This window comes from Parafrankia soli, assembly GCF_001854695.1.
In the GTDB taxonomy this organism is placed as follows: Bacteria; Actinomycetota; Actinomycetes; order Frankiales; family Frankiaceae; genus Parafrankia; species Parafrankia soli.
Genome location: NZ_MAXA01000202.1, coordinates 76,433 through 92,845 on the forward strand (window position 1 = coordinate 76,433; position 16,413 = coordinate 92,845).

Sequence of the window (16,413 nt, forward strand, 5' to 3'; positions counted from 1 at the left end):
CGGTGGCACGTACGTCGGGCGAGATGAGCCGTCAGCGAGGACACACCTCGGGCGTCACCCGTTGAGCAGGGGATTGTCCCAGGTGTCGAGGGCGGCGACCTTGTGTAGCGGACGGCGGCGGACCGGTCCGTGCTTGCCCACCGGCCAGCCGACGGACACCAGCGAGGCGATCCGCCATTCGTCCGGGATACCGACGACGGCACGCAGTTTCTCCTCAGCGAAGGTGAACCACGTGCTCGGGACGGTGCCCAGGCCCTCGGCACGCGCGGCGAGCAGGAAGTTCTGCATCGCCGGGTAGATCGAGCCGCCCTCGATGAACTCGGGCACGAAGCCCGTCAGCCGGTAGCAGAACAGCACGTAGACGGGCACGCTCTCGAAGTTGTCGACGAGGTGCAGCATCGTGCGGGTCAGCCGGGCCTCGCGCGAGTCGTCGTCGGGCGCCGGCCGCTCGTCGGCCTGGCCGTAGATGGTGCGGACCCAGTCCCACCCCTCGCGGAACGCCGGGCCGAGCACGGCGCGGACCTCCGGGGAGCGCAGCACGACGAACCGCCAGGACTGGGCGTTGGACCCCGACGGCGCCCAGGTCGCCGCCTCCAGGCAGCGGGCGAGCACCTCGTCGGAGACCGGGTCGGGCCGGAAGCGGCGCAGCGAGCGCGCGGTACGCATGGCCTCGCGGAGCTCGATGGCGGGCGCGGCGGATCCCGGCTCCAGATCACTCATTCGGCAACTACTCCTCTGGTCCGACCCGCGACGGGCATGGCGACATGTCAACCTTCACCACACCCGTGACGCGCGTCAAACCACCCGGAGCCCACGGCCCGCGGCGGGGAGCCGGCGGCGCTCCCGGCGGAGCGCCGCCGCGTACCGCGAACCTCGATCAGGTCAGATTCTCGTCAGCCCACTCCAGCAGTACGGGGGCGAGTTTCGGCCAGTTGAAGAAAAGACCTTCCTTCGCCGCCTCCGGGGTGTGCCGGTCGTTCCATTCAGTGTCGCTCCACGGCGGCTCCTTGAGCTCCGCCCTGGGCAGCAGCTGCGCAATCTGCTCGGAGGTCTCCCGCCGGTGGTGAATATCGCTGACGCCGCTGCGCAGGACAAGCGCCGGGATATCGAGCTTGCGCGCGTCGTCATCGGGAAGGCCGGGCACGAGCTCGCCTTCCCGCGGGCAGTAGACCGACATCCAGCGTTCCATGGTGGCCAGGAACTCCTTGCGATCCTGGTCGAGAATACGCTGGCGGTTCCCCGGGTTACGGCTGATGGGCTCGCTCCATTCCGGGAGCGCCGCGACCGCTTCCATTCCGCCGTTCCAGGCGGCGGTGAACGAGCCGCTGCCGTAGTGGACGCCGATGCTCATCAGACCGTAGACGCCACCGCTGAGCCACCAGATCGCCAGGCCGGAGGCGATGTCCCGGTGCCGCGCGGCCGTGAGCAGCGACACCCTGGAGCCGCCCGAGCCACCCGCGATGACCGTGGGCCCGAGGTCGAGATGCCTGATCAGCGCGGCGAGCGTGTCCGCCTGCATCTCCGACTCGGACGCCCCGTCGAAGCTGACGTCGGACTCGCCGGTGTTCGGCCGGTCCCAGATCAGGACCCGCCGGCCGGTCCGCGCGATCTCCTGGGCGAGCTCACGAATACCCGGCGTGTCCTTGCTGTAACGCCCGCCTGGCGTGATCGCCCAGGGCTGGCCCGTCTCGCCGATCAACTCGTAGGCGACCGATAACCCGTTAACTGTTGCTCGTGTCATGAGTCACATATTAACATCGACATCCATGTCGATATCTTTGAAAGAGAGCGGCCTGTTCATCGTCGATGYGGATTCGCACTGGTCAGAGCCCCCGGATCTGTTCACCAAGCGCGCACCGGCTGCATACCGTGACCGGGTGCCTCGCGTAGAGGATGTCGACGGCACCCCGATGTGGGTCTTCGACGGTAAGCCTGTCGGGCGTTTCAGCGCAGCCGGTGTCATCGGCCGCGACGGCCGCAAGGAGAGCGCGGACACCGCGCTGCACCACTGGACGATCGACCAGGTCCACGTCGGCGCCTACGACCCGGCCGTCCGCCTCGGTGTGCTCGACGAGTGCGGCATCGACGCGCAGATCATCTTCCCGAGCACGATCGGCCTCGGCGGCCAGGACCTGGGCGCGGCCAGTGATCCCGCGCTGACCCGGCTCTCGGTCGAGATCTACAACGACGCCATGGCCGAGATCCAGAGCGACTCGGGGAACCGGTTGTTACCCCTGCCGCTCATGCCGGCCTGGGACGTCGACCTGTGCGTCGCCGAGGCCCGCCGGGTCCACGCCCTCGGCGCACGCGGGGTCAACATGACCTCGGACCCCCAGGACCTGGGCGCCCCCGACCTCGCCAACCCGGCCTGGGACCCGTTCTGGGAGGTGTGCACCGAACTGCAACTTCCGGTCCACTTCCACATCGGGGCCAGCGTGACCACGATGACGTTCTACGGTAAGTACCCGTGGCCGTCACACGACAACAACACCAAGCTCGCCATCGGCGGCACACTGCTGTTCATCGGGAACGCACGGGTGGTGACGAATCTGATCCTCTCCGGAATCTTCGACCGGCACCCCGACCTGAAGACGGTGTCGGTGGAGAGCGGTGTCGGCTGGATMCCGTTCATCCTCGAGGCGTTGGACTACGAGATGTCCGAGAACGCTCCCGAGGAGCTCGGCCGGATGCGCAAGCCGCCGTCCGAGTACTTCCGGAGCAACATCTACGCCACGTTCTGGTTCGAGAAGAACCGGAACAAGCTCCCGGCACTGATCGACGCGGTCGGCGAGGRCAACATCCTCTTCGAGACGGACTTCCCCCACCCGACCTGCCTCTACCCTGACCCRCTGGGCACCGTCGAGCCGAAGCTGGCCACGTTGTCTCCGCAGGCCCGGGCGAAGATCCTGGGAGAGAACGCCCGCAGGCTGTACCGCCTCTGAACCAGTCAGCCGGGGCAGCCGGGGGTTCCTGCCCCGGTCGCCCCGGTGCTTCATGTCCAGACACAATCGGGCATCCGTACAGGATGCGAGTCAGGAGTAGGAACGCGTGAAGACGATCGGGCACTGGATCAACGGCAAGTCCGCCCCCTCGGCCTCCGGCCGCGTCGGCCGCGTCTTCGACCCGGCCCGCGCAGTGCAGACCGGGGAGGTCACCCTCGCCTCCCCCGCGGAGGTCGACGACGTGGTGCGCGTCGCCCGGGACGCCGCCGTGAGCTGGGGCGCGTCCTCGCTCAGCAACCGCTCGACGCTGCTGTTCCGGCTGCGCGAGCTGCTCGACGCCAGCCGTGACGAGCTCGSCGCGGCCGTCGCCGCCGAGCACGGCAAGGTGCACTCCGACGCGCTCGGCGAGGTCGCCCGCGGCATCGAGTGCGTCGAGTTCGCCTGCGGCATCCCCCACCTGCTGAAGGGCTCGCACAGCTCGGAGGTCTCCCGGGGCGTCGACGTCCACACCGAGCTGCACCCGGTCGGCGTGGTCGCGGGCATCACCCCGTTCAACTTCCCCGTCATGGTGCCCCTGTGGATGCTGGYCAACGCCGTGGCCACCGGTAACACCTTCATCCTCAAGCCGTCGGAGAAGGACCCGTCGGCCTCGCTGATCCTGGCCGACCTCGTCACCCGGGCCGGCTTCCCGGACGGCGTGTTCAACGTCCTGCAGGGCGACGCCGAGGCGGTGCGCGCCCTGCTCACCCACCCCGGGGTGGACGCCATCTCGTTCGTCGGCAGCACCCCGGTGGCCCGGTCGATCTACGAGACGGGCACCGCGGCCGGCAAGCGGGTGCAGGCGCTGGGCGGCGCGAAGAACCACATGGTCGTGCTGCCCGACGCCGACATCGAGTCGGCCGCGAACGCCGCCATCTCGGCCGGCTACGGGTCCGCCGGCGAGCGCTGCATGGCGATCTCGGTCGTGGTCGCGGTCGGCGCGGTCGCCGACCCGCTGGTCGACGCGATCGCCGCACGCATCCCCGACGTGGTGGTCGGCCCGGCCTCGGACGAGTCGTCCCAGATGGGCCCCCTGATCACCGCCGAGCACCGCGACCGGGTCCGGTCCTACGTCCAGGGCGCGACCGACGAGGGTGCCCGCGTCGTCGTCGACGGCTCCGCCGGCCGCGACGAAGGGTACTTCGTCGGCTGCTCGCTACTGGACGGCGTCAAGCCCGGGATGCGCGTCTACGACGACGAGATCTTCGGCCCGGTGCTGAGCGTCGTGCGGGTGGACAGCTACGACGAGGCCATCGAACTGATCAACAGCAACCAGTACGGCAACGGCGTGGCGCTGTTCACCCAGGACGGCGGCGCCGCCCGCCGCTTCACCCGCCAGGTCGACGTCGGCATGATCGGGATCAACGTGCCGATCCCGGTACCGGTCGCCTGGCACTCGTTCGGCGGCTGGAAGGCGTCCATCTTCGGCGACGCCCCGATCTACGGCCCGGAGGGAATCCGCTTCTACACCCGACCGAAGGTCGTCACCTCGAGGTGGCCCGAATCAACCCCCACCGCCGTCGACCTGGTCTTCCCCGCTAACCGCTGACACCCGGCAGCCGGGGGGCGGGGCGCGCAGCGCCCACTCCCCCCGGCGCCCGGCCGGCGCAACGCCGTATCGGCTAGGCGTCCGCCCGGCGCAGGATCTGGCGGGCCTGCGCGACCAGCGGCGCGTCGATCATCTGGCTGTCGAGCAGGAAGACGGCGCTGCCCTCGCTGCCCTTCACCACCCGCCGGGCCCAGGCGACGTCCTCGTCGGACGGCTGGAACGCCCGGCGGACGACGGCCGCCTGTGAGGGATGGATGCACGCCTTGGCCACGAAGCCGGACGCGACGGCCTCGTCGGCCTCCGCRGCAAGGCCGGCGACGTCGGCGACGTCCAGGAAGACCGTGTCGATCGCCGGCACGCCGGAGGCGGCGGCGTGCAGCAGGACGGTGGACTTGGCGTGCCGCGCGACGTCGCGGTACCGCCCGTCGGGCAGCCGGCTCGAGCTGCCGCCGAGCGACGCCATCAGATCCTCCGCGCCCCACATCACGCCCGCCAGGTTCCGCGCGCGCACCACCTCGGCGCTGGCGAGGACCCCGCGCGCCGTCTCGCACAGCGCGACCACCTGGTAGGGGTCCGCTTCCTCGACCTCGCGGACGTCCTCGGTCTTCGCCAGCATGATCGTGCGGTACCCGGTGCGGGCGAGGCAGCGGATGTCCTCGTCGTAGTCGGCGGTCGACCGCGGGTTCACCCGGACGATCACGCGGGCCGGGTCCACGGGGTGCTCGACGAGCGCCACACGGGCCTCAGGGCGCCGCGCGGGGGCGACCGCGTCCTCGAGGTCGAGGATCACGGTGTCGGCGGCAGCCAGGGCCTTCTCGTACCGGTCCGGCCGGTCCGCCGGGCAGAACAGAAGCGACGATCCCAGTGCCCAGTCGGTCACGCTGTCTCCCACCTCGAAACTCCCGGCAGAACATCGACCACCGGATACGTCAGCCGGCGTCCGGGCCGGCAGGCTCCCCGCCGGCGCCCTCACCGGCCGGCAGCCGCAGCATCAGCGCGGTCCGCTCGGCCTGCGCGACGAGCACGCCGCGCTGGTTGCGGGCCCGGTGCACGAAGACGACGATGCCGTTCGCCGGCCGCGAGCGGGAATCCCGCTTCGACAGGACCTCGGTCTCGGCGTAAATGGTGTCGCCGGCGAGGACGGGCGCGGGGAAGCTGATGGCACCGAAGCCGAGGTTCGCCACCGTCGTGYCCTGCGTCAGCTGCGGGACGCTCAGCCCGACCATGACCGACAGGGTCATCATGCTGTTCACGAGCCGCTCACCGAACTCCGTGGACGCGCTCGCGGCGGCGTCGAGATGCAGGCTCTGCGGGTTCATCGTGAGAGTGGAGAAGAAAGTATTGTCGGCCTCGCCGAGGGTGCGGCCCGGGCTGTGCACGTAGATCGCGCCGGTCTGCAGCTCCTCGAAATAAAGCCCGCGCTGCTGAATTCGCGTCACATCTCCGCCTGATCTGTCTGCCCGATTTTCGCCCGCACTATTCCACCGACGATTTTCCGGATTATCCGTCCCGCGACGAACTGTACTGTACGGACCGGCCAGCGCGACTGTCAACGCGCGTATACGCGACCGCCGTGCCCCGGACTAACCCTTATAGCAATTTCGCACGCGACGGTCGACCGTTAGCCGCCGATAGTGGTCGACGTCGCCCGTAGCGCACCGCCCGGCGTCGCGCACAGCCCCGGCAGGGCCCGCGGCTCGGCACGCGAACTTCCACCCATCATTCAAAGTGAGCGTTTCCTCTCCGATGTCAGGCCAGGCCGGACGGCACTCGTCCCACCTCCAACGAGGGGCTCCGGCGGACGGGCCAGGCGGGCGCGGGAGGCAGGGGTTCTTGCGAGTTGCCCGCGTCACATGTTTACACTGACGTCAACTTTGAACGTCGGCTCGGAAGAGCCGTCATCCGGCGGACACACTGCGGCGCCGCCCCCCGGTCGCGCCGTCGACACACCAGGGCGGGACGGGCGATGACATCGGAACCGAGAATCGAGCTGGCGCTGACACCCGACTCGCGCTGGGACGTCGACACGGCCGGCCTCGTGGCGGCGGCCGCGGACGCCGGGTTCGGGTCGGTCGGGCTCGCCGAGGCCAACGCCGACGCCGCCGGAGCGGCCGTCCTCGCCGCGGCGGGCCTGCGCTGCCACGAGATCCTGGCCCTGATCGTGACCGACGACGAGCAGGCCACGATCGACCAGGCTCGCCGGGTCGCGAAGGCCGCGGCCGCGGTGAACGCCCGGTGGGTCCTGACCGGCTTCCGGGTGGGGCTCGACGAGCGGAGCGGCCCGTTGATCGCCCGGTGCGCCGCGCTGTTCGCCGCCGCCGGTGCCGGGATGGCGGTGGAGTTCAGCCCGCTGGGCGGCACGAAGTCGATCGCCACCGCCGTGGACATCGTGGAGGCCGCCGGCCCCGACCGCGCGGGCGTGCTGATCGACACGTGGCACTTCTTCAACGGGGAGAGCACCTGGGAGCAGCTCGAGCAGGTGCCCCTGGACCGCATCGCCTACATCCAGTTCGACGACGCGCTCCCGCCGATCTCCCCGAACGGGATCAAGGAGACGATGCACCGCCGCGCCATGCCCGGCGAGGGGATCTTCGACCTCGAGCGGTTCGCCGCCACCCTGCTCGACCGGGGCTGGTCGGGCCTGGTCAGCGTCGAGGTGCTCAACGCCGAGCTGCGTGGGCTGCCCGTAGCCGAGTTCGCCCGCCGCGCCTACGAGACGACCGCCGGGTTCTGGCGATGACCTCGCGCCGCCCACCCGGGACGCGCGCGTGACCAGGACCGGCGCTGGCGCCGGTCCTGGAGCCGGTGCCCGTGGCGGAGCCGGCGCCGGTCCTGGCGCTACGGCCGGCGCCGGCGCTGACAGCCGTCCCGACGGTGGCGGCGGCCCCCGCTCGCGCCGCGGAGCCGAGACCAGGGCGCGCCTCGTCGAGGCCGCCAAGGCGGTCTTCGAGGAGAAGTGCTACCACGACACGCGGGTGGCGGACATCGCCGAGCGCGCCAGCGTGTCGCACGGGTCCTTCTACCACTACTTCGACTCGAAGGACCAGATCTTCCGGGAGGTCGCGGCGGTCATCGACGCCGCCCTCAGCGCCGGGATGGTGATCATCCTCGCCCGCAACTCGAGCATGTCGCCGCACGAGCGGCTGACCGAGGCGATCCGGGTCCACTTCGAGGCGTACCGTGCCGAGGCGCGGATCATGAGTGTGATCGAGCAGGTCTCCCGGCATGACGAGCAGGTCTACACCCTCTGGACCCAACTGTTCGGCCGTCACTCGGACGACGTCACCCACTCCATCGAGCAGCTCCAGCGCCACCGGCTCGCCGACCCCGACCTCGACCCGGCCGTCGCCTCGGCCGCTCTCGGCGCGATGATGTGGCGCTTCGCCGAGCAGTGGCTCGTTCAGGGCCAGCCCGTGTGTGACTTCGACGTCGGCGTAGAGCAGATCACCAGGCTGTTCGGGAACGCACTCCAGTTGCGCGACCCCGCGGGGCTCCCCCGCCACGAGCCGCGGAAGCCCCCGACCCAGCCCGGGAGCACGGGCGGCACGGGCGATCCGGCCTCATCCGCCCACCGGTGAAGGAGGCCAGACGGATGCGCACCCCCGACGACAACGCATGACCACGCCGATGACCGGCCTGCTGGACCTGACCGGCCGGGTGGCCATCGTCACCGGCGGTGGGACGGGCATCGGGGCGGCCACCGCGCGGCTGCTCGCCGCCCACGGCGCCGACGTGGCCGTCGCCGCGCGCACCGTCGACGAGCTGGAGCGGACCGCGTCGGACATCCGGGCCGCCACCGGCCGCCGCTGCCTGGCCGTGCCGACGGACGTCAAGGACGAGGAGCAGGTGATCCGGCTGGTGCGGCGCACCGTCGAGGAACTCGGCCGGATCGACGTGCTGGTCAACAACGCCGGCGGCACCCGCATGGGCCCGCTCTCCTCGCTGCCGACCAGGGCCTGGGACGCCAGCTTCGACCTCAACGTGCGGGCGGCTTACTTCTGCACCCGGGAGGCCGGCCGGCACCTGGTCGCGCAACGCTCGGGCGCGATCGTCAACATCTCCTCGGACGCCGGCCTGCACGGAGTGCGCGGCGGAGCGCACTACGCCTCGTCCAAGGCCGCGCTGCAGATGTTCACGACGGTCACCGCGGCCGAGTGGGGACGTTACGGGGTGCGTGCCAACTGCCTCGCTGTCGGGCCGGTCGCCTCGGAGCGCGCGGTCGAGGCGTGGCGCGTCGCCGGCATCGACACGTCCGAGTTCAACACCGCCACCCCGCTGGGCCGGCCGGGGACGCCCGCGGAGGTCGCGAACGCGGTCCTCTTCTTCGCCAGCGACGCGGCGTCCTACATCACCGGGCAGACCCTCGCCGTGGACGGTGGCCCGAGCCTGGGCGGGATCCGCGACACCTGAAGCGCGGCTCAGAACCTCGTGCGTCTCCTGAGCGGACGCCGAGCCCGCCCCGGTTCGGAATCACCAGATCATGATCGTGAACGCCGACCCGGCGCCGTCAACATTGTTGACTATCTTGATTGTTGACCATCTTGACCTGGTCTCGGGAGGACGAAGGGAACGGCGGCGTGGGACTCGCGACAGGTCCGCCCCGCGCGCAGCACCCGTGACCATGGGGCGTGGCAGGAACGACGGCTGACAGCGCAGCCGACACAGCAGGCACGACACCTTCTCCGGGCGAGTGCGGCCGGTTCTGGGAGAACCGCTACCGGCACACCGACCGGATGTGGACCGGGGACCCCAACGAGCTGCTCGTCCGGGAGGTCGGCGCGCTGGCGCCCGGAACGGCGCTGGACCTGGGGTGCGGCGAGGGCGGTGACGCCGTCTGGCTGGCCGCCCGGGGCTGGCGGGTCACCGCGGTCGACGTCTCCCCCACCGCGCTGGCCCGGGCCGCCGGCGCCGCGGCGGCCGCCGGCGTCGACGCGGGGGTCACCTGGCGATGCGAGGACCTGGCCGACGGCGTCCCCGAGGGCTCCTTCGACCTCGTCCTCGCCCTTTTCCTGCACTCCCCGGTCGGCATGCCGCGAGCGGAGGTGCTCCGCGCCAGCGCCGCCCGGGTGGCCCCGGGCGGGACGCTGCTGGTGGTCGGGCACGCCGGTGCCCCGTCCTGGGAGCCGAGGAAGAAGCCCCACACCAGGCTCGCCGGTCCCGACGACGTCCGCGCCGAGCTGGGCGCGGCCACCGAGGGCTGGGCGGTGGAGCTGCGGGAGATGTACGAGGCGCCCATGTCGCGCCCGAACGGCCAGGTGGGCTTCCGGGTCGAGAACGCCCTGCGCCTGCGACGCCCGGCCTGACCAGTCGCATCCCGGCAACCGCCCGACCGCGATCCCGCGGGGGCGGGACGAGGGCGGCCCCGCGCCCCCGGTCAGGGAGGCACGGGGCCGGACCGGCGTCCGCGGGCGCCGGTCAGACGGGCGCGGTCAGGTGGTCACGATCGACACGCCGGCCGTGCCGGGCGCGCCGTAGAGCTGGGCGTAGCCGACCCGGGGGTTGCCGGGGACCTGCCGGTCGCCGGCCTGCCCGCGCAGCTGCAGGACCAGCTCGTGGATCTGGCGCAGGCCCGAGGCGCCGACGGGCTCACCGTTGGCGATCAGCCCGCCGTCGGTGTTGACCGGCAGCCGGCCACCGATCTCGGTGGCGCCCTCCGCGAGCAGCTTCTCCTGGTCGCCGTCCGCGCAGAAGCCGTTCTCCGCCATGTGCATGATCTCGGCGCCGGAGTCGGTGTCCTGGACCTGGATGACGTCGACGTCCTCCGGCCCGATGCCCGCGGTCTCGTAGGCCGCCTTCGACGCGAACACGGTGGGGGCCTCGGCGTGCTCCACCGCGGCCCAGGAGCTGTGCACCTCGTGCGCGCCGTACGTCCTGGTCCRCAGCGTGCTCGCCCGCAGGTAGATGGGGTTGGACGTGTACTGGCGGGCGATGTCGGCGCGGCACAGGATGATCGCCGCGGCGCCCTCGTCCGGGCTGCAGAACATGTACTTCGTCAGCGGGTAGTTGAGCATCTGGGAGGTGAGGATCTCGTCCTCCGTCAGAGCCTTGCGACGGAAGGCGTTGGGGTTCAGCACGCCGTTGCGGTAGTTCTTCGCCGCCACCCGGGCCAGCGTGCGGTGCGAGATCCCGTGGTCGTGCATGTAGCGGTTGATCTTCATCCCGAAGAACTTCGTCGTCAGGAAGTGACCGATGTCGCCGTACCACGGCGGGGCGCTGTAGTGGACGGGATCGGCCGTGAAGGCGCCGAAGGCGTGCTTGTCCATGCCGACCGCGAGGCCGATGTCGTACTTGCCGTACCGGATCGCGTCGGCGGTCAGCTCCAGCGCGGTCGCGGCCGTCGCGCAGCCGTTGTAGACGTCCATGAACGGGATGCCGGTGAGGCCGAGCAGGCCCACGACCGCGTCGGGGTTGTCCACCTCACAGCTCCCGCCGAAGGCGAACTGGACCTGCTTCCACTCCAGGCCGGCGTCGGTGAGCGCGGAGCGGACGGCCTCGGCGCCCATCTGGATCGCCGACTTGTTGCCGAAGCGCCCGAAGGGGTGGATACCCACCCCGATGATCGCGACATCCTCCATGTCAGTTTCCTCCCTCGGACGGCGCGAACGCGTACGACATCACCTGGGTACCGTCCTCGTCGGTGCGGAACGGGTAGATCACCAGCTCGAGCCCCATCCCGAACCTGATCTCGTCAGGCTTGCTGACGGTCAGGCGGCCCTCGACGCGCACGTCGTCCCCGAGCTGCACGAGGCCCACCGCGAACGGCTTGAAGGTCTCGGGCGTCTCACCGCTGGCGTAGGGCTCCTTGGGCAGGAACTCCTGGGTGGTCCACGTCCACAGGGTGCCCTCGCGCGGCAGCAGGCGCTGCTCCATCTCGAGCTTGCCGCAGCGCGGGCAGGAATCCTGCGCGGGGAACGTGACCGCCGCGCAGCTGCGGCAGCGGGCGCCGATCAACTGTGGTTTCTCCGCGGGCCAGGTGAACACGTCGGGAGCAAAGGGAATCTGTGCCATCAGAACACTCCTAGCATGGTGACCGGCCACGGACAGGTCACTGAAAATCATCCGGATGTCGGCCGGCGGAGGCCACGGCGCTCAGCTCGGCATCGGACGTCTTCGACGGACCGCACCGGTGTCACCTCGCCCCGGGACTCCGCGAACGCAGGTGGCCGGGTTTCGCCGATCGCGTGGGCCGCGGACCAGCGCACGGCCGGGACGAGGGACGAGCAACGGGATCCGGCCCTCCACATCGTGCGGATCGTGCGCCGGGCGCCGGCGATCAGCGGGTCGCCCGAAGGCGCACAGCCCCCGGGTAGGGGCAGCATATGCACATTCCCGACGTACCCGCACGGGAAACGATCTGGCGGCGGAGCGACGGTCCCGGCAACCGGATCACCGCGGTGGACGGGCCCGCGGCCGGCCGGTATCGCTTTGAACGGGAAAGATCCCATTCCGCAACCGCGGAGTCACCCGACCTGGATAACCGTGTTCACGGGGTGATTGAGGCGCGCCAATCAGCAAAGGCGGCTGCGGGTACACCCACCTGTATCCACACCGCCGGTAGCACGTACCAGTACCTCACCGCTCACATTCGTGAATCTGCCGCAGACAGGTGACCCACGGTCACGACGAGTGCGTTCCGGCGAGTGAATGGGTAGGAAGGGCTCTCGGGTGCCGCTCGGCGCCCGGCCAGTCATGCTTTCGACACGACGAGGTGGCCAGTGAGCCTGAGCATCCGCAACCAGCTGACCGGAACCGTAAGCGAGATCACCCGGGGGGCGGTGATGAGCACGGTACTGATCACGCTGCCCGGCGGGCAGAGCCTGACCGCGGCGGTGACACTCGACGCCGTCGACGACCTCGGTCTCAAGGAGGGCTCGGGGGTCGACGTCCTGATCAAGTCCACCGAGATCTCGCTGGCCACCGGCAACGTGGACGGCCTGAGCATCCGCAACCAGCTGCGCGGCACCGTCTCGAGCATCGAGACCGGCGGCGCCATGGCCGTGGCACATGTCACCCTCGAGCAGGGCGGCGAGCTCACCGCGGCGATCACCCTCGCCGCCGCGACCGAACTCGGCCTGGCCGCGGGCACCGCCGTGACCGCCCTGGTCAAGTCGACCGAGGTGGCCGTCGCCGCCGCCTGACGAATCCAGCGCGGCCCGCGTGCCCCCACCTGGCCGGACCCCCTCCCCGCGGCCTCCGGGCCGCGGGGACAGCCGCCCGCCGCCGGCGCGGACCCGACCGGAGGCGATCCGCGGCGGTACCCGGGCGGCACGTGCAGGACGGCGCTCGCTCCGCCAGTCGTGCCCTGCCGCGAAACGTGCTCGACCCCCGGAGGGTCGAGCGGGATCGGCCGGGCCACCGTGCGCCATTTCGCCCGCAACGGCGACATCGTCTGGTTCACCTACGCGTCCGGCCGGGAGCGCACCGCCGCCATTCTGGCCGAAATACGGCGCGAGAACGGCGCAGACGTCCAGGCCTTCGAATTCCACCAGAGTGATCGGGAAAGCCACCGGAAGCTGGCCGAGGTGCTTCCCGGTCCGCCCGGTGCGTTTGGTGCCGACGGACCTCCCCGCCGGGGACGGCGGGCGCCTGCCGTTCGTCTCCCGGCGGCCGGGCGATGGCCCGGCGTCCCAGGGGCCGGCGGCTCCCCACCCGAGGCCAACCGGCCGGAAGGGGGCGATGACGCACCGTCATCCACCCCGTCCCACCCGGCCGGGGCCGGCTTCGTGAGCAGGACGGACGTCCCGCCGGCGGGCCGCGGGCGCTCGCCGGCACGGACCTTCAGCAAACGGGACACTCAGCGTCAATAGGTAATCTCGGGACGATCCGGTATCAGGCCGGCTCGAGATCATGGCCGGTCGAGGAGGACTCAGCGGTGGCGGAAAAGGTTGGCCCGGAGTTCGGTCCGTTGGCGGCGCTGGCCGGTGAGTGGGAGGGTGACCAGGGGGTGGACGTCGCCTTCGGGAACACCGAGGGCTCGATGATCACGACCCCGTTCCGCGAGCGGGTCACCTTCAAGCCGTTCGGCCCGGTGGACAACGGCACGCAGCATCTCTACGGCCTGGACTACCACATGGCCGCCTGGCGGACCGGCGAGGAGAACCCGTTCCACACCGAGATCGGCTACTGGCTGTGGGACGCCGAGCTCGGGCATGTGATGCGCTGCTTCATGGTTCCCCGCGGCCAGGTGTTGATCGCCGGCGGCACCGTCGCGCCGGACGCGACCACCTACACGCTGCGCGCGGAGGTCGGCTCGACGGTGTACGGCATCCTGTCCAACCCGTACCTCGCGCGCGCCGCGAACACCACTCTCTACGAGGTGACCATCGCCGTCGCCCCGGACGGCAGCTTCACCTACGACTCCACCACCACGATCGACCACGCGCGGGTGTCCGAGCCGGTCGCCCACACCGACCACAACGTGCTGCGCCGGCTGCCCGAGGCGTAGCCGAGGCCGCCCACCAAGCCCAAGCCCAGCGCCCTCGCACGGCACCTTCGCACACTCCACCTTCATACAAACCACCGAGCGCCGGACTGTTCCAGTCCGGCGCTCGCGCATGAGGCGGCCTTCTCGCGCGCCCCCAGGCCACGACGGCCGCGATGCCGGCGCAGCGTGAACTGCACATATGACAAACAGGTCGCCCCGATCAGGAATCCCCGCAGGAAACAAGGCGCCCTATTCTCAAAAGAGGCGACCATACGGGCACACATCTGTCTATTGACACGTGAGCCGTTACTAACGATGCTGGGTGACGCCCAGAGCGGGACATTTCCCCTCTCGCGCCAGGCCTGACCGTACAAGCACCAGAGCATCTGAATTCTCTCCTGCAGCGGACGCACCCCCCGGCAATTGACCCTGCCTGCGTCCGCCCGGATTTCGTGACTTACGTCGGCGCACCCCCGCGGGCCGGTGGACCCTCGTCCACCCGCTCGCGACCGAAGGATGCGCGTCATGCCCGCAATTCAACTCTGGAGTCCACCATGCCCGAAAACACGCCCGACGCCGTCGAATCCACCCCCGGCCTCAATCGCAGGCACTTAATCGGCACGGCGGCGATCGGCGCCGCCGCGGTCGGCGGTTTCACGGCGGGATCGGGTGCCACCCGGGCCCGGGCCGCCACCCCCGTGCCGGCCACTGTGCAGCGGGAGCGCGCCGTTGTCATCGGGAGCGGCTTCGGCGGCGGCGTGACCGCGCTGCGGCTGGCCCAGGTCGGCGTGTCGACGCTGGTCCTGGAGCGCGGGCTGCGGTGGCCCACCGGGCCGAACGCAACGACGTTCTGCCGCTTCGCCAACATCGACAACCGCTCCGCCTGGCTGACCGACCACGCCACGGTCGGCGGCGTCGTGAAGACGTGGGAGCCCTACACCGGGGTGATCGAGAGCATTCCCGGCAACGGAATCACGGTGAACTGCGGGGCGGCCGTCGGCGGCGGCTCCGTCATGTACCACGGCATGACACTGAAGCCCTCGAAGGCGAACTTCGCCGCGTCGATCCCGGTGGCCGCGAACCTCTACGACGAGCTGAACCTGTGGGCGTATCCGCTGGTGGCCAGCATGCTGGGAGTCTCCACGATTCCCAACGACATCCTGAACAGCGACCCGTACAAGTCCTCCCGGGTCTTCCGGGACGTCGCTCCGGGCGCGGGCCTGGAGCCGTTCCAGGTTCCCCTGCCGATCGACTGGCAGTACGTGCGCGGTGAGCTGAACGGCCAGTACCAGCCGACCTATACCACCAGCGACATCGCCTTCGGTGTCAACAACGGCGGTAAGCGCTCCATTGACGTCACCTACCTCAAGGCCGCGGAGGCGACCGGTCGGGTCCGCGTCGCGACGCTGCACGTCGTCCGCGACATCGCGCTCGACGCGAACAAGAAGTGGGTACTGACGGTCGACCGCATCAACACCGGCGGCATCGTCCAGGAGACGAAGACCATCGTCGCGGACGCGGTATTCCTCAACGCGGGTTCCGCCGGCACGACCCGCCTGCTGGTGAAGTCCAAGGTGAAGGGGCTGATCCCCAACCTGCCGGACGCCGTCGGAACCCAGTGGGGAAACAACGGCGACCGCATCTACGTGTGGAACGGCATGAACGGCGACATCGGGACCCAGCAGGGTGGTCCCGCCTGCGTCGGCGGTCGCGACACCACCAGCTCGATCCCGCTCACCATCATCCACGCGGGCTCCCCCATTCCGAGTACCGCCGGCAAGCTGATGACGGTCGTCGGCTTCGGGATCGTGAACCCCGCCGGCACCTGGGCGTACGACTCCGCGAAGGACGACGCCGTCCTGACCTGGCCGTCCAGCGGTGACGCCGCGCTGCAGGCGCTGATCGCCGCGCGCATGCAGAAGATCGCCCAGGTGGGCGGCGGCATCATGATCGACACGAACGCCCAGGCGAACTCGACCTGGCACGCCCTGGGCGGCGTGCCCATGGGGTCCGCGGTCGACCTCTACGGCCGGGTCATCGGCCAGAAGGGCCTCTACGTGCTCCCTATCTGTCAGGATGAGTTGAGACGGGGGTTATCCATCAACTAGTGACCCAGGGCGGGTTGGGAGCGGGAGATCGTGACTGCGGCGGTGACAGCCGGGCGTGGCCTGGCGGATGATGTTCGGGTGGACGGGCGTGAGAACGGTGGCCGGCGGCCGGACCCGGAGGTCGAGCCGAAGGCGCGGCGGCGGTCGTTCACGGCGGCGTACAAGCTGCGGATCCTGACCGAGTACGAGGCGGCGACGTCGCCGGGTGCGAAAGGCGCGATCCTGCGCCGGGAGAACCTGTACTCGGCGCATATCGTGGAGTGGCGTAAGGCCCGTGAGGCGGGGGCGTTGTCGGGCCTGTCGAAACCGAAGGGCCGTCCGCCGGTCGATGAGCGGGACCGGGAGCTGGAG

At 70.4% G+C, this 16,413-nt stretch carries 16 protein-coding genes and 1 pseudogene; 11 read left to right on the forward strand and 6 right to left on the reverse strand.

Annotation, left to right across the window (positions count from 1 at the left end; translation table 11 throughout):
• Positions 1 to 54: 54 nt before the first annotated feature.
• On the reverse strand, positions 55 to 720 hold the full coding sequence (locus tag BBK14_RS15820) for a nitroreductase family protein (protein WP_071063271.1): 666 nt from the start codon (positions 718 to 720) through the stop codon (positions 55 to 57).
• A gap of 157 nt (positions 721 to 877) precedes the next feature.
• The gene (locus tag BBK14_RS15825; RefSeq protein WP_071063273.1) at positions 878 to 1,741 is read right to left on the reverse strand and encodes an alpha/beta fold hydrolase; all 864 of its coding nucleotides are present in this window, start codon (positions 1,739 to 1,741) and stop codon (positions 878 to 880) included.
• A 25-nt stretch (positions 1,742 to 1,766) separates the two neighbouring features.
• Here BBK14_RS15825 and BBK14_RS15830 point away from each other — a divergent pair, with 25 nt between their 5' ends.
• A complete protein-coding gene (locus BBK14_RS15830) occupies positions 1,767 to 2,942 on the forward strand; it encodes an amidohydrolase family protein (protein ID WP_198541305.1) in 1,176 nt (391 codons plus the stop codon).
• A gap of 106 nt (positions 2,943 to 3,048) precedes the next feature.
• Entirely contained in the window at positions 3,049 to 4,530 is a 1,482-nt protein-coding gene (locus tag BBK14_RS15835; RefSeq protein ID WP_071063276.1) for a CoA-acylating methylmalonate-semialdehyde dehydrogenase, read from the forward strand.
• 73 nt (positions 4,531 to 4,603) lie between these two features.
• On the opposite strand, the gene BBK14_RS15840 is transcribed toward BBK14_RS15835, so the two are convergent.
• Both BBK14_RS15840 and BBK14_RS15845 read right to left on the reverse strand, forming a co-directional pair.
• Entirely contained in the window at positions 4,604 to 5,410 is an 807-nt protein-coding gene (locus BBK14_RS15840; protein WP_116430085.1) for an HpcH/HpaI aldolase/citrate lyase family protein, read from the reverse strand.
• Between the two features lie 49 nt (positions 5,411 to 5,459).
• Positions 5,460 to 5,969 carry a MaoC family dehydratase gene (locus BBK14_RS15845; protein WP_071063278.1) on the reverse strand — a complete coding sequence of 170 codons (510 nt, stop codon included), beginning with the start codon at positions 5,967 to 5,969 and terminating at the stop codon, positions 5,460 to 5,462.
• A 527-nt stretch (positions 5,970 to 6,496) separates the two neighbouring features.
• Between BBK14_RS15845 and BBK14_RS15850 the strand changes: the two genes are divergently transcribed.
• From BBK14_RS15850 to BBK14_RS15865, 4 genes are all read left to right on the forward strand, one after another.
• Complete coding sequence (locus BBK14_RS15850; RefSeq protein ID WP_083390992.1) at positions 6,497 to 7,270, forward strand: sugar phosphate isomerase/epimerase family protein; 774 nt, start codon at positions 6,497 to 6,499, stop codon at positions 7,268 to 7,270.
• Positions 7,271 to 7,298: 28 nt separating this feature from the next.
• Positions 7,299 to 8,108 (forward strand): TetR/AcrR family transcriptional regulator, encoded by an 810-nt coding sequence (locus tag BBK14_RS15855; RefSeq protein WP_071063280.1) that lies wholly within the window; start codon positions 7,299 to 7,301, stop codon positions 8,106 to 8,108.
• Between the two features lie 37 nt (positions 8,109 to 8,145).
• The gene (locus BBK14_RS15860; RefSeq protein ID WP_116430086.1) at positions 8,146 to 8,940 is read left to right on the forward strand and encodes an SDR family NAD(P)-dependent oxidoreductase; all 795 of its coding nucleotides are present in this window, start codon (positions 8,146 to 8,148) and stop codon (positions 8,938 to 8,940) included.
• Between the two features lie 218 nt (positions 8,941 to 9,158).
• Positions 9,159 to 9,833, forward strand: a complete 675-nt coding sequence (locus BBK14_RS15865) for a class I SAM-dependent methyltransferase (protein ID WP_083390993.1) — start codon at positions 9,159 to 9,161, stop codon at positions 9,831 to 9,833.
• Positions 9,834 to 9,959: 126 nt separating this feature from the next.
• Here BBK14_RS15865 and BBK14_RS15870 read toward each other — a convergent pair whose 3' ends face one another.
• Positions 9,960 to 11,105: a thiolase family protein gene (locus tag BBK14_RS15870; RefSeq protein ID WP_071063284.1), complete on the reverse strand. Its 1,146-nt coding sequence runs from the start codon at positions 11,103 to 11,105 to the stop codon at positions 9,960 to 9,962.
• Position 11,106: 1 nt separating this feature from the next.
• The gene (locus BBK14_RS15875; protein WP_071063286.1) at positions 11,107 to 11,538 is read right to left on the reverse strand and encodes a Zn-ribbon domain-containing OB-fold protein; all 432 of its coding nucleotides are present in this window, start codon (positions 11,536 to 11,538) and stop codon (positions 11,107 to 11,109) included.
• Between the two features lie 707 nt (positions 11,539 to 12,245).
• Here BBK14_RS15875 and BBK14_RS15880 point away from each other — a divergent pair.
• The 5 genes and pseudogenes from BBK14_RS15880 to BBK14_RS15895 form a co-directional block, all read left to right on the forward strand.
• Positions 12,246 to 12,668 (forward strand): TOBE domain-containing protein, encoded by a 423-nt coding sequence (locus BBK14_RS15880; RefSeq protein ID WP_020461430.1) that lies wholly within the window; start codon positions 12,246 to 12,248, stop codon positions 12,666 to 12,668.
• Positions 12,669 to 12,887: 219 nt separating this feature from the next.
• Complete coding sequence (locus tag BBK14_RS42240; RefSeq protein ID WP_157904278.1) at positions 12,888 to 13,337, forward strand: SDR family oxidoreductase; 450 nt, start codon at positions 12,888 to 12,890, stop codon at positions 13,335 to 13,337.
• Between the two features lie 65 nt (positions 13,338 to 13,402).
• The gene (locus tag BBK14_RS15885; RefSeq protein WP_071063289.1) at positions 13,403 to 13,975 is read left to right on the forward strand and encodes a heme-binding beta-barrel domain-containing protein; all 573 of its coding nucleotides are present in this window, start codon (positions 13,403 to 13,405) and stop codon (positions 13,973 to 13,975) included.
• A gap of 533 nt (positions 13,976 to 14,508) precedes the next feature.
• On the forward strand, positions 14,509 to 16,062 hold the full coding sequence (locus tag BBK14_RS15890; protein ID WP_241831520.1) for a GMC family oxidoreductase N-terminal domain-containing protein: 1,554 nt from the start codon (positions 14,509 to 14,511) through the stop codon (positions 16,060 to 16,062).
• A gap of 78 nt (positions 16,063 to 16,140) precedes the next feature.
• Positions 16,141 to 16,413: pseudogene (locus BBK14_RS15895) on the forward strand (hypothetical protein); the annotation flags it as partial.

Bases quoted from the DNA above. Each gene is read 5' to 3' on its own strand.
- BBK14_RS15820 (WP_071063271.1), bottom strand. From the start codon at position 720: ATGAGTGATCTGGAGCCGGGATCCGCCGCGCCCGCCATCGAGCTCCGC.
- BBK14_RS15890 (WP_241831520.1), top strand. From the start codon at position 14,509: ATGCCCGAAAACACGCCCGACGCCGTCGAATCCACCCCCGGCCTCAAT.
- BBK14_RS15850 (WP_083390992.1), top strand. From the start codon at position 6,497: ATGACATCGGAACCGAGAATCGAGCTGGCGCTGACACCCGACTCGCGC.
- BBK14_RS15860 (WP_116430086.1), top strand. From the start codon at position 8,146: ATGACCACGCCGATGACCGGCCTGCTGGACCTGACCGGCCGGGTGGCC.
- BBK14_RS15875 (WP_071063286.1), bottom strand. From the start codon at position 11,538: ATGGCACAGATTCCCTTTGCTCCCGACGTGTTCACCTGGCCCGCGGAG.
- BBK14_RS15825 (WP_071063273.1), bottom strand. From the start codon at position 1,741: ATGACACGAGCAACAGTTAACGGGTTATCGGTCGCCTACGAGTTGATC.